This window comes from Rhodospirillales bacterium (genome assembly GCA_014323865.1).
Taxonomy (GTDB): Bacteria; Pseudomonadota; Alphaproteobacteria; order SP197; family SP197; genus SP197.
The window spans coordinates 182,466-194,685 of sequence record JACONG010000016.1 but is presented as its reverse complement, the minus strand read 5'-3'; the positions used below and the strand labels follow the sequence as shown (position 1 = coordinate 194,685).

The following is a 12,220-nucleotide window of genomic DNA, read 5'->3' as shown; positions in this document are numbered from 1 at the left end:
CGCCTTCTCGACCCTGAGATCAAAGCAATGACCGATGACCTCTGGGGTTCCGGCATGCCTTCTCGCGACTATTATGCCGTCGACGCATGGACCGATGTGCTCAAGGGCCTGAGGCCCATGACGATATCGACATGTCGGCTTTCGCGTTTCCGCTCACGCTCAAACGGCGGCGTTCATCTCTCTGCGAATCTGCCGGACCCAATGTGCGTTTGGGTATCGTCTGTGGCGCTCCTGGGCTTGCGTTGCTGGGATTGAATTCAGATTGGTTCATCCAGATGTCTGGTGCGGTCCTGTTGCTTGCCGGAGTGTTCGCGCTGGTCGTCGCCTTGCGTGCGAAAACCGGACTTGATCGGATTTGGTCGGATTCGGTCGGACCCGACCAGTGTCTTCTCCACTCTCCGCTCCAGACGGTGAGCGCCGATCATGCTGGCGATCATGCCGGCGCAGAAGAAGTAGATGCCGGTGCCGGCGGTGACCTCTGCGAGGATGCTGAGTGACAGCATCGCCACGACAAGCGCCACCATGAAGACGTCCATCATCGACCACTTGCCGAGCTTGACCGACCAGTTGAGCGCCCGGCGGGTGGCACCGTGATTGGGATCACGCGAACCCCAGATCCAGATCGCCAGCCCGAGCTTGCCGATGGGAAAGACCATGGAGAACAGCAGAACGACGATGCCGAGCAGCAGGTCCTTGCCGGTGATCAGCGTCCAGAGGCCCTCGGCGATCGACTTGCTGCTTTCGAACACCCAGAACTGTTCGACCGTGAAGGCGGGCAGGGCGAGGCCGAGCACCAGACAGGCCGACGCGCCGAGCAACAGCAGCCCGGTCAGCGTATCGCGATGCGGTGCTCCGTCCATCGTGTCAGGGTGGCGAACAACGCGGGGGATGGCAACCCGATGAACCCGCGCGGCAAGACTGCAGTCAGCTCTGCTTGGGTGAAGGCATCACGCTGACTCATCTGGCAGGATGTCTCATAGTGCTTTTGCCAGGTTCGATGACATCATCAGGGCTCCGTTGATGTGGGGGGCGACATAAGTAAGCCGCCCCCCATTTGCAGTTAATTGCAACACCTGAGTGTTACTTGTCGCTGGTGGTCATATCTACTTGTTCTGCGTAGAACTGACCTGATTCCCTCTCCACCTCTGGCCCCACGCGGTGAGTGCGACCGTCTGGGGTTCTAAGTGACCCACGGGCCGTGAGGGTTCCCTCAACGTCCCCCCTGACCAGTATCTTGCCCTCGTTGTCGTAGACCTTACCGGTCATGTCAGAATCAACACGGACAGTCACAGGCATGTCAAACACCTGACCCGACGAGTTATGTCGTAACTGGACAGTCTGCCTTAAGTCCCCATCCAAGGTGCTTTCAAAGTCCGTGCGTGTGATGGTGCCCTCACCTGAAAGGGTGCCACTATAGTGCCGACCCATGGAAGCGCTAAACCCATGGGCATTTACTGACTCCACGCGACCATGAACCGAAAAGTCAGTGGCCTCAGTGGTGACGGTGCCCGCATCAAAATCGGCGTCTACAGTAAGAGTACCCAAGACGTAACTAGTGTTATCACCTACTGCGACCTCCCCGATAAGAGTGCCCTTTCCAGCGGGACAGAGCCTCGGGGGCAGAAAGATCGCTAACACTAGGGAACGATGGGGGCGGATACTGGAAGGATCCTCCACCTCCACCGCCCCCACCACATCCAGTGAGCATAAGGGCACAAACAGATACTGAAGCGAGAAGTTTAGTCATCATCGTGGGAGCTCCTTTTGTTTTGATGATGGTTGAGAAATAGAGAGTACACGATAGACGTTAGATGAATGCCATGAGATGTAAAGAGGTGATACGTGATTTTTTCGTATGAAAAGATCGTTGCAGTTAATTGCAAACCATAAAAGAAAACCCGCCTGTTGCGCTTCCGGTGGATAGGCGGGGCGGGTTCCTGTATCGGTCGACCGATGGGTTCACTTCGAGCCTCTGACCTTCGAGCGCCCGCCGACCGACGACATCGTCCTTGCCATGACGGCGAGGATCCTTGCCGGCGTCATGCTGACGATTGCCGTCGAGGTACCGCGTACGCTGCGCGGTCTGCGCCGGCGCGACGCCTCGCGTGACAGCCCTCCCGAGGAGCCGGGCCGACCATTGACGCCGCGGCAACAACGGCGGCGGAACGCCCACGTCGCCCGCACCGTCGAGACCGTTTCCCCGGCCCGACGGGGTCGCCCTTACGCTCGACGATGGCGACATCCTGCGACCGGACGAGGGACGAACGGTTGCGCGACCCTATTGTTCGCGCGTCTGGGTGTTTGTCTCCTGCGACCAGGAGAGGCGATCAGCGATGCCGCACCGATCACGATGGCGATGTCACGGTCGATCAGACGACGCAGGTGGAGCGGCAGGTCTTCGTCGGTCAGGGCATCAAGATCAATGGGTGTGCCCGACATGCAGCAGCGGCTGTCCGGCACGGGATGACCGTTGTCGCGGCGCAACCAGCGCCACGGCAGCTTCGCGAAAGGCAGGGGTGCTTCCGGCACCGGCCGTTCGTCGTCGGGTGGATCGGATCGTTCTGCCATGATGCTGCGGACCACATGATTGACGCTGACGACCGTGACGGGCCGATTTTGCCACGGTACCGGCCGGAACGGTCAACGACCATGGAGACGCTTGGCAGATGCCATCTCATCCAATGTCCTGCGTGCCCGTCATCACAACCTCCTGGTTGGTGACTTGCAAATGTCACACATCGTGGCGATGCTGGAAGTCATGACGTTGCGGCCTCAGTCTTCGCGCCTGACCGCGGTTCTTGGTCCCACCAACACGGGCAAGACCCATCTCGCCGTCGAACGGATGCTGGGTCACCAGACCGGGATGATCGGCCTGCCGCTGCGTCTCCTGGCGCGCGAAATCCACGACCGGATCGTCGCCCGGCGCGGTAGCCGCCAGGTGGCGTTGATCACCGGCGAGGAGCGCATCGTACCCAGGGGGGCGCGCTACTTCATCTGCACGACCGAATCCATGCCGCTCGACCTGCCGGTCGAGTTCCTGGCGATCGACGAGATCCAGCTCTGCGCCGACCCCGGGCGCGGTCACACCTTCACCGACCGCCTGTTGCGGGCGCGCGGCCTGTCAGAAACCATGGTGATGGGTGCGGCCACCATGCGGCCGGTCATCAGGGAACTGGTGCCCGACGCCGAGTTCATCGTGCGCCCTCGTTTCTCGAAGCTGAGCTACGCCGGATTCCGCAAGATCACCCGCCTGCCACCCAGGAGTGCCGTTGTCGCGTTCTCGGTGGCCGAGGTCTATGAGCTGGCCGAGACCCTGCGCCGCCAGCGCGGCGGCTGCGCGGTGGTCCTCGGTGCGCTGAGCCCCCGTGTACGCAACGCCCAGGTCGCCATGTACCAGGAGGGCGAGGTCGACCACATGGTGGCGACGGACGCTATCGGCATGGGTCTCAACATGGATGTGCGCCACGTCGCCTTCGCGGCGACGCGCAAGTTCGACGGTGCCCGCCCGCGCGACCTGAAGGCCGCGGAACTCGCCCAGATCGCCGGCCGCGCCGGCCGCCACATGAACGACGGCACCTTCGGCACGACCTGGACGGTCGAAAGGCTCGACGACGCGGTCACCCGGGCCATCGAGAGCCACACCTTCAATGACGTGAAGGCGGTGATGTGGCGCAACGCCAAGCTTGATTTCCGCAGCCCCGGCTTCCTGCTGAAGAGCCTGGAGAAACGCTCCGATCACCCGATGCTGATGCGGGATCGCATGGCCGCCGACCACATGGCGCTGGCCGACCTGGCACGCGATCCCGAGATTGCCGCACTGGCCTCAAACCCCGAGGCCGTGCGACTGCTCTGGGAGATCTGCCAGGTGCCGGACTTCCGCAAGGTCATGCACGACCATCACGTCCGGCTGCTGGCGCATATCTGCCGGCACCTGATGGGCGCCACCCGGCGCCTGCCGCAGGACTGGGTGATGCGCAGCATCGAACGGCTCGACCGCAGCGACGGCGACATCGACATGCTGATGACGCGTATCGCCCATATCCGCACATGGACCTACATCTCCCATCGGTCCGACTGGGTCGAGGATCACGACGGCCTCCAGGAGGCTGCGCGCGCCATCGAAGACCGGCTGTCGGACACCTTGCACGAACGGCTCACCCAGCGTTTCGTCGATCGCCGCGCCGCCACCGTGGTACGCGGCCTGAAGGGTCGGGGTGCCTTCGATGCCCATGTTGCCGACGACGGCCAGGTCATGGTCGAGGGCGAGGCCGTGGGCCAGGTCATGGGTTTCCGCTTCCGTCCCGCCAACAGCTCGCGCCAGACGCTCGATCGGGCGCTGACCTCGGCGGCGCGGCAGGCGGTGGCGCCTGAGGTGGCGCGGCGGGTCCGCGTCTTGTGCAAGGACAACTGCGACGCCCTGCACATCGATGCGGCGCTGACGGTCCTGTGGCGTGGCGAACCCATCGCGCGGCTGCGCTGCGGTCGCGATGCCCTGGCGCCGAATGTCGAGGTTCTGGCGTCCGACGCACTCGATGCCGACATGACGCAGCGCATTCGCAAGCGGCTCGAGGCATGGCTGTCGTCGTGGATCCGCGATGGGGTCGGCGCACTCGTGAAGCTCCGTGATGCACCACTCCACGGTGCTGCGCGCGGCATCGCCTATCAGCTGATCGAAGGTCTCGGCGTTGCCATGGGCAAGGGCTGCCTCAAGCTCACCCGCGAGCTCGATGAGGAGGGCCGCAAGAGCCTTGCAAGGCTGGGTGTCCGCTTGGGGTTCTATGGTGCCTATCTGAAGCCGCTCATGTCGTCGCGCGATCTCGAACTCAGGGCGATCCTGTGGTCGCTCGCCAACCGCGCCGAGACCCTACCGGTCGTGCCCGCCAGGGGCGAAGTCGCGATCGATGCGGGAGACGGGCTCGCAAACGGCTTCTATCAGGCCATCGGCTACCGGCGCCTGGGCCCACGTGCCCTGCGCGTCGACATGGCCGAACGGCTCGCAGCCGACATTCGCAAGCTGACGCGCAAGGGATCGTCCGAAGCGCCGGCCGAACTGATCTCGCTCTCGGGATCGAGCCGCACCCAGTTTGTCGCCATCGTCACCGCGCTCGGTTTTCGCGCCGTGCTCGAGGGCGACAAGGTCACACTCGTCCCACCCCGCCACAAGGGCCGCAAGAAGCCGGTTGCGAAGAAGATCGACCCCGCGTCACCCTTCGCCAGGCTCGCTGAATTGGAGATTGCCCGTTGAGCACCACCGCGATCCGTATCGACACGTGGCTCTGGTATGCTCGTTTCTGCAAGAGCCGGACCCTCGCCCAGCACCTCGTCTCGGACGGCCATGTCCGGGTCAACCGCGAGAAGGTCACCAAGTCCCACGGTTCGATCCGGCCGGGCGACGTCCTGACCTTCCCGCAGGGCCGCGACATCAGGGTGGTGAAGGTGGTCGGGATCGGCGAGCGGCGCGGACCGGCGAGCGAGGCGGCCGCCCTCTACGAGGATCTGGCACCGAAGGAGGTCCAGCAGACCCAATCCAAGGCGGCACGTCGCGAGAGCGGCGCGGGCCGACCGACCAAGGCCGAGCGTCGTGCGCTCGACCGTTTTGTCCATCACGGCGAAGCTCTTTGACCACCTGAACGGTCCTCTGCCATAAGGGCCCCCATGATCGGACGTGTCAAAGCCTTGCTGGGGTTGGAAGCCGGCACCCCGGAACCCGAATCCACAGCCGAAGACGAGTTGCGCGAAGCGGCCGCCTGCATCCTGGTCGAAGCCTCGCTGATCGACGGTCATGTCGATGAGCGTGAGATTGCGCATCTGACCGATGTTCTGGCCAATCACTTCGCGCTTGAGCGGGCCGCTGCCGAGCGCCTCGTGGCGCGCGCCAACGAGATCGCCCGGGACTCGGTCGACTGGAACCGTTTTACCCGCGTGATCAAAGCCGAGTTCGATGCCGAGGAGCGTGTCGCCATGATGGAGATGCTCTGGCTGGTCGTGCTGGCCGACGGCGAGCTGCATGCCTACGAGGATTCTCTGGTGCGCCGGATCGCCGGCCTGCTTCACGTTGAGGACGGCGACCGCGCCCTGGCCAGGAGGCGTGCCGAAGCGAAGCTCGCCAGGGCTTGATAGCCACACATGCCGAATCGGCCGCTTCGACGCTTGACCCGGTTGCGGAATGGCATAGATAGCGTTGCAGCGCCGTGCGCCGCCGATGGCGAATCCCCAAGGAGGCGAGGAGACATTCATGACCTATGTGGTCGTCGAGGCCTGCATCAAGTGCAAGCTGACCGATTGCGTCGAGGTTTGCCCCGTGGACTGCTTCTACGAGGGCGAAAACATGCTCGTGATCCATCCGGACGAATGCATCGATTGCGGCGTGTGCGAACCGGAATGCCCGATCGACGCGATCAAGCCCGACACCGACGATGGCCTGGAAGAGTGGCTCGAGATCAACCGGCAGTACGCGGAAGTCTGGCCCAACATCACACGACAGAAGGGTCCGCTGCCGGATTCCGACAACTGGCGTCATGTAAAGGACAAGAAGGAACACTTCAGCCCCGACCCGGGCGAAGGCTGATTGTTGACCCGACTCGGCTTCGATTGGTTGGGTTTCAAAGCCCTGATAACGCCGGAAGGGCGCGGATTCCGGTTGGAACTTCCAGTTTTCCCACGTTCGTGATATAATCGGACATCTCCTCGACAAAAGGGGAGATTGTGGATGTCGAGAGGGTCGGCTTGGGTTGATCCTTTCCCTGTGTGGACCCCGGAGGGGCGCACAGAATCACAACAGATACGGATACCGGCCGGCGGTCGCGGGGGGCCGCTGCACCGTGGCCCTGCGTCACGCGGGAATCCGGCCGAGCGCAACAAGAACAGGCAGGTACAACAACTCATGGCGACCAAGAACATCAAGCTCAAGGCCGGCGATTACGTTGTTTATCCGACCCACGGGGTTGGGCTGGTCAAGGCTGTCGAAGCACAGACGATCGGCGAAGCCAAGCTGAAGATGGTTGTGGTGCATTTCGAGCAGGACAAGATGGTTCTGCGCGTGCCGACCCACAAAGTGACATCGTCGGGCATGCGCAAGCTGTCGTCGAAGGACATCATGAAGAGCGCACTGACCACGCTGAAGGGCCGTGCGCGCGTGAAGCGGACCATGTGGAGCCGCCGCGCGCAGGAGTACGAAGCGAAGATCAACTCCGGCGATCCCGTCTCGATCGCCGAGGTGGTGCGCGACCTTCACGCCCGCGTCGGTCAGGCTGACCAATCCTACAGCGAACGCCAGCTCTACGAAGCGGCGCTCGACCGGCTGTCGCGCGAACTCGCGGCGGTCGAAGGCACGGAGCCTTCGCAGGCCACCACGAAGATCGAAAAGACGCTGCAGGCCGCATGACCCGGCCCGTGCCCGCTTTCGGTTGTAACGAAAGCGAATTACCCTGATCGCCCTGCCGCGGATGCGGGGCGGGGCGGTCTGTTTTTGGAACCCGGCCCATGCTCGACCCAGACAAATTCGGCACCCTCACGGGCTGGCAACGCGTATGGGCAATCGGTGCCATTCACGGTGAACATGCACAGCTCGTCGACCTGCACCGCCAGCTGGCCGAACGGTTCCAGGTGCGCGATCGCCTGGTCTACCTCGGCAATTTCCTGGGCTTCGGTGACGATGTAAGCGGTACGGTCGACGAACTGATCGCATTCCGCCGGGAGCTTCTGGCGCAGCCCGGCATGATGCCGCAGGACGTCGTCTTCCTGCGCGGCGCACAGGAGGAGATGTGGCAGAAGCTGCTGCAGCTTCAGCTGGCCATGGACCCTCCGGCGGTTATGGGCTGGATGCTCGAACGCGGCGTGGCGGCCACGATCAAGGCCTATGGCGGCAATGCCGGCGACGGTCTGGTGGCGGCCCGCGGCGGCACGGTGACCCTGACGCGCTGGACGGGCGGGTTGCGCGATTCGATGTACGGCCACCCCGGTCACCGCGCACTCATGACCCATCTGAAGCGCGCCTGCGTGACCGATGACGGCACGATCCTCTTCGTCCATTCCGGCCTCGACCCGGACCGTCCGATCAAGACCCAAAGGGACGCTTTCTGGTGGCAGCCCTCCGGCTTTGCCGGACTGACCGCACCCTATGGTTCGTTCCGCATGGTCGTCCGCGGCCACGATCCGCAGGAGGGCGGAGTCGCGATTGAGGGCTTCCGCGCCACTGTCGATGGCGGGTGCGGACGGGGCGGCCCGCTTGTTGCCTGCTGCTTCGACCAAAACGGGAACGCCGTCGACCGCATCGAGGCTTGATCCCTGCCATTTGCTCGCCATGATGCCCCGACACGACGTTTGCGCTTGGGAGTGCACATGAGCCAGGGCTTGCAGATCAACGCCGACCGCCTTTGGGAATCGATCATGGAAATGGCCAGGATCGATGCCACCGAAAAGGGCGGCAACTGTCGTCTCGCCCTGACCGACGGCGACAAGGCGGGGCGTGATCTCTTTGTCGGCTGGTGCGAAGCCGCCGGCATGACCTGTTCGGTGGACAAGATGGGCAACATCTTCGCCCGCAGGCCCGGCCGTGATCCCGATGCCAGTCCGGTCTCGACCGGCAGCCATCTCGACACCCAGCCTACCGGTGGCAAGTTCGACGGCGTCTACGGTGTGCTTGCCGGGCTCGAGATTGTCCGCTCGCTGAACGATGCCGGGGTCGAAACCGGGGCGCCGCTTGAGGTGATCTGCTGGACCAACGAGGAAGGTGCACGCTTCGCTCCGGCCATGATCGGATCGGGGGTCTTCGGTGGCGCCTTCAGCCTCGACTATGCTCACAACCAGGCCGACCCCGATGGCAAGACCATGGGCGAGGAGCTCGCCCGTATCGGCTACCTCGGCGACGAGGAACCCGGAGGCCATACGCTGGGTCACCATTTCGAAGCCCATATCGAACAGGGGCCGATCCTGGAGGCCGAAAGGAAGCCGGTTGGCGTCGTCACCGGGGTGCAGGGCATCCGCTGGTACAACGTGAACATCCGCGGCATGGAGGCCCACGCTGGGCCGACGCCCATGGAAATGCGCAAGGACGCCATGGTGGCCGCGGCCAAGCTGATCCAGCATCTCGACGACAATGCGCTCGGCGAGGGCCCGCACGGTCGCACCACCGTGAAGGTCGATCACTGCCTGCCTTCGGGATCGCGCAACACCATCGCCGGGGACGTCATGCTGTCGGTCGACATCCGCCATCCCGACCAGGAGGCCTTCGATCGCCTGGATGCGGGCCTGCGCTGGGCCGCCACCAAGATCGGCGTCAGGAAGAAGGTCGAGATCGAGATCGAGGAAATCTGGGTCTCGCCGCCTGTGGCCTTCGACACCGGCTGTATCGACGCGGTCCGCAGAGGCGCCGAGCTTCTTGGTTACGATCACATGGACATGGTGTCGGGCGCGGGCCACGACGCGGTCTATGTCAGCCGTGTCGCACCGACGGCGATGATCTTCGTGCCCTGCGAAGGTGGCATCAGTCACAACGAGATCGAGAATGCGGCCAGGGAAGACCTTGAGGCCGGCTGCAACGTTCTGCTCCACGCCATGCTCGACAGGGCGCAGGCCCTGAGCTGACCGCGATGCAGCCGTTCGAGGACATCCGGGTTCTCGACCTGACCCCCATGTCCTGATCGGGCCTGATGGTGGCCAACGGCACTCCTGACCATCACCACCATCACCCGGTCCGCGGCGGCTCGCCGACCATCGACGACGGCACCGGTCTTACGGACGACGAGATCGACCGGCTGATCGCCGCCGGTATCGTCGTTACTCCCTGATCACCTTGACCAGCATGCCGGGCTGGAGATCGGCTTCGGACGTGATCGCGTTCAGCACCATGAATCGTTCGCGCTGCAGATTGTCGAACTGCATGAGGGCCGCGAAGGTGGCGATCGTGTCGCCGGCACGCACCTCATCAATTCGAATCCGCAGCGGGCGCAGGGCGGCCGCTTCCGACGATGACAGCTTGCGGAAACTGTAGGTGGTGCGGCGGAACGCCTCATTGAGCATTGCCGCCGATGCTGACGGCGTCACGAAGATAAACCGGTAGATCGTGCTGCTGTCGTAGCGGATCGCGAGGAAGCGGACGTCGACTGAACCCTGCTGGCGGGGCACGGTGGTCCAGCCGGTTCCGGCGGCCATGCCGTTGATGTCGATGGCTTCGAGATCGTTGAGCGACACCGAACGGCCGAAGGCCCGGTTCGCCCAGGACTGCGCGTAGGCCGCCATGGAGCCACTCTGGTTCGCGGTGCCGTCGAAGATCAGGGAGGCACCGTCCGCATTGAAGGCGATGACCTCCGAGGGGGAATTGAGCATCCGGAAGCCTTCGGGCACGTCGAACGAGAAGCGCAGCTCGGGGTGAGAGAAGTTGCGGCCGCGTCGGAAGCCCTGGGCGGGGCTGTCGCCCCAGATCATCCCGTCGATCTGCTGCAGATACTCCTTGCGCCCCTCGAAGGGATTGGGGAGGTCGGCACGCGCAAGTTCGGCCGCCGCCACGACGCGATCCTCTGTTCGCGGATGCGTGGCGAACCAGCTGTCGGCGGGATCGGGCTGGTTCTCCTGAAAGGCGATCTTGCGCGAGAGCGCCGAGTCACGTCCCAGTTGCTCCAGAAAGGTCGCCATGGCCAGCGGGTCATAGCCGGCACGGGTCAGGTAGCGGACGCCGAGTTCATCGGATTCGAGCTCCTGGCTGCGACCGTATCCGGCCAGCCAGGCCGCCGCTCCCACACTGGCCGCTTCCATCAGGTTGCGGTCCCGGGTCGCAATGCCGAAACCGAGGATGCTGAGGCCGGCGAGGGTCTGTCGGGTTATGCGCCGGGCGCCATGGCGGGCGGTGATATGGCCGATCTCATGGCCGATCACGCCGGCGAGTTCGGCTTCGCTGTTGGCGAGCGCCATCAGGCCGCGCGTGACATAGACGTAGCCGCCGGGAATGGCGAAGGCGTTGACCATGTCACTGTCGAGTAGCGTGAACCGGAACGCCTGCCCCGACATCTCCGAGACGCTGTGAAGCCGCGAGGCGATCGTCGCGACATAAGCGTTGAGCTCCGGGACCTCCTCGTAGACGCCGAACTGTGCGACCACCTGCGGGTGGGCCTCGTCGCCGATCTGCTGTTCCCGGGCGGGCGAGACAAGCGAAAGATCCGACTGGCCCGTGGCCGGGTTCCTGGCGCAGGCACCGACGGCGACCGCAGCGATGCCGGCCACGGCAACGAAGAGAAGGGAACGCAGGCGCGACAGCATCACTCAAGCACCTCGATTGTCTCTGGATGGTCGATCTCGATCATCGGACCATTGTACCAGCTGGTCCAGCCGCGAACACGGATGCGTGCCCCCTCCAGCGACAGGACATCAAGCGGCGCATCAAGAAAACTGCCGCGATTGTGCGGCGAAACCGTGACAGTCATATCGGTCCGCCAATCGTCGCCGAAGTTGATGTAGATGCGCCGGTCGACCTCCGCGACATCGGCGACCACGCCCTCGACGAGTTCGAAGCGGTCGACAGGAATCGCATTGGGCAGCCCGGCGTCCCGCACGGCGAAGTAGGGATCGGACCACAGCCCACGAGCGGCACCGCGAGCGCTCGCTTCGTGCTCCAACATGTCGGCGACATGGACGCGGTTGTCGGCGAACGAGTAGACCCGCGCGAGGCCGGCTTCCAAGAGTGCAGCCTGCACCCAGACGCCTTGCGGATCAAGGACGTGAGCGAGAAGGCGACCGTGCCGGTCCATCGACGTCTGGTCGGGCACCAAGATGACGTCCCGGCCGAGGACCAGCGTTTCGAGTGCGTCCTTTGCATCCTGCGCCAGGGGTTCGTCGGTCATCCAGTCGCGTCCCAGGGCGAGCTTCGGCACCATGATCCCGACCAGACGGACTTCCGCGCCGTCGGACAGAACCAGGGTGTCACCGTCGACAATCTCCACAACGTGGCCGCCAGGAGCGGAGTCGATTGCCGAGGGGAAGGTCTGGGCCTGCACAGACGACACCAAGCCAAGCCCGAGGATCAGAAGAAAGAGCCTGCACACCATGACACAACCTGGCCCGTTCCCGTCTTGGAGGGTGTTTCGGTCGACGCTGGAATCGTGTGGGGATTGATGCGGGGTTGCGGGGATTGTGTTGTTTGATGGCCGCCGCGATCACGGCACCTGCTTCGATGATGATGGCAAGGACCCCGGAGGTGTGATCGTGTTCCATCCGGCCATGACTCCCG

Annotated in this window: 12 protein-coding genes; 8 read left to right on the top strand and 4 right to left on the bottom strand. The window is 63.9% G+C overall.

Features of this window, described 5'->3' with window-relative positions:
- Window positions 1–257: 257 nt before the first annotated feature.
- Both GDA49_09815 and GDA49_09810 read right to left on the bottom strand, forming a co-directional pair.
- The gene (locus GDA49_09815; protein MBC6440682.1) at window positions 258–860 is read right to left on the bottom strand and encodes a paraquat-inducible protein A; all 603 of its coding nucleotides are present in this window, start codon (window positions 858–860) and stop codon (window positions 258–260) included.
- Between the two features lie 1,360 nt (window positions 861–2,220).
- On the bottom strand, window positions 2,221–2,568 hold the full coding sequence (locus GDA49_09810; GenBank protein MBC6440681.1) for a hypothetical protein: 348 nt from the start codon (window positions 2,566–2,568) through the stop codon (window positions 2,221–2,223).
- 217 nt (window positions 2,569–2,785) lie between these two features.
- Between GDA49_09810 and GDA49_09805 the strand changes: the two genes are divergently transcribed.
- From GDA49_09805 to GDA49_09770, 8 genes are all read left to right on the top strand, one after another.
- Window positions 2,786–5,245, top strand: coding sequence for a disulfide oxidoreductase (locus GDA49_09805; GenBank protein ID MBC6440680.1), 2,460 nt, complete (start codon window positions 2,786–2,788; stop codon window positions 5,243–5,245).
- Window positions 5,246–5,256: 11 nt separating this feature from the next.
- Entirely contained in the window at window positions 5,257–5,622 is a 366-nt protein-coding gene (locus tag GDA49_09800) for an RNA-binding S4 domain-containing protein (protein MBC6440679.1), read from the top strand.
- A 33-nt stretch (window positions 5,623–5,655) separates the two neighbouring features.
- Window positions 5,656–6,117 (top strand): TerB family tellurite resistance protein, encoded by a 462-nt coding sequence (locus GDA49_09795; GenBank protein ID MBC6440678.1) that lies wholly within the window; start codon window positions 5,656–5,658, stop codon window positions 6,115–6,117.
- A gap of 118 nt (window positions 6,118–6,235) precedes the next feature.
- Window positions 6,236–6,568, top strand: coding sequence for a ferredoxin family protein (locus GDA49_09790; protein MBC6440677.1), 333 nt, complete (start codon window positions 6,236–6,238; stop codon window positions 6,566–6,568).
- A 315-nt stretch (window positions 6,569–6,883) separates the two neighbouring features.
- The gene (locus GDA49_09785; GenBank protein MBC6440676.1) at window positions 6,884–7,384 is read left to right on the top strand and encodes a CarD family transcriptional regulator; all 501 of its coding nucleotides are present in this window, start codon (window positions 6,884–6,886) and stop codon (window positions 7,382–7,384) included.
- A gap of 98 nt (window positions 7,385–7,482) precedes the next feature.
- Window positions 7,483–8,283, top strand: a complete 801-nt coding sequence (locus GDA49_09780; GenBank protein MBC6440675.1) for a hypothetical protein — start codon at window positions 7,483–7,485, stop codon at window positions 8,281–8,283.
- Between the two features lie 57 nt (window positions 8,284–8,340).
- Window positions 8,341–9,585 carry a Zn-dependent hydrolase gene (locus GDA49_09775; protein MBC6440674.1) on the top strand — a complete coding sequence of 415 codons (1,245 nt, stop codon included), beginning with the start codon at window positions 8,341–8,343 and terminating at the stop codon, window positions 9,583–9,585.
- Window positions 9,586–9,650: 65 nt separating this feature from the next.
- Entirely contained in the window at window positions 9,651–9,788 is a 138-nt protein-coding gene (locus GDA49_09770) for a hypothetical protein (protein ID MBC6440673.1), read from the top strand.
- On the opposite strand, the gene GDA49_09765 is transcribed toward GDA49_09770, so the two are convergent.
- Together GDA49_09765 and GDA49_09760 are read right to left on the bottom strand one after the other, a co-directional pair.
- Complete coding sequence (locus GDA49_09765) at window positions 9,778–11,253, bottom strand: M48 family metalloprotease (protein ID MBC6440672.1); 1,476 nt, start codon at window positions 11,251–11,253, stop codon at window positions 9,778–9,780. The two genes, GDA49_09770 and GDA49_09765, sit on opposite strands and share 11 nt — an antisense overlap.
- Entirely contained in the window at window positions 11,253–12,038 is a 786-nt protein-coding gene (locus GDA49_09760) for a thermonuclease family protein (protein MBC6440671.1), read from the bottom strand. Before GDA49_09760 ends, GDA49_09765 begins: the two co-directional genes overlap by 1 nt.
- Window positions 12,039–12,220: the final 182 nt, after the last annotated feature.

Bases quoted from the DNA above. Each gene is read 5' to 3' on its own strand.
- GDA49_09785 (MBC6440676.1), top strand. From the start codon at position 6,884: ATGGCGACCAAGAACATCAAGCTCAAGGCCGGCGATTACGTTGTTTAT.
- GDA49_09775 (MBC6440674.1), top strand. From the start codon at position 8,341: ATGAGCCAGGGCTTGCAGATCAACGCCGACCGCCTTTGGGAATCGATC.
- GDA49_09815 (MBC6440682.1), bottom strand. From the start codon at position 860: ATGGACGGAGCACCGCATCGCGATACGCTGACCGGGCTGCTGTTGCTC.
- GDA49_09770 (MBC6440673.1), top strand. From the start codon at position 9,651: ATGGTGGCCAACGGCACTCCTGACCATCACCACCATCACCCGGTCCGC.
- GDA49_09810 (MBC6440681.1), bottom strand. From the start codon at position 2,568: ATGGCAGAACGATCCGATCCACCCGACGACGAACGGCCGGTGCCGGAA.
- GDA49_09760 (MBC6440671.1), bottom strand. From the start codon at position 12,038: ATGGTGTGCAGGCTCTTTCTTCTGATCCTCGGGCTTGGCTTGGTGTCG.
- GDA49_09795 (MBC6440678.1), top strand. From the start codon at position 5,656: ATGATCGGACGTGTCAAAGCCTTGCTGGGGTTGGAAGCCGGCACCCCG.
- GDA49_09790 (MBC6440677.1), top strand. From the start codon at position 6,236: ATGACCTATGTGGTCGTCGAGGCCTGCATCAAGTGCAAGCTGACCGAT.
- GDA49_09780 (MBC6440675.1), top strand. From the start codon at position 7,483: ATGCTCGACCCAGACAAATTCGGCACCCTCACGGGCTGGCAACGCGTA.
- GDA49_09765 (MBC6440672.1), bottom strand. From the start codon at position 11,253: ATGCTGTCGCGCCTGCGTTCCCTTCTCTTCGTTGCCGTGGCCGGCATC.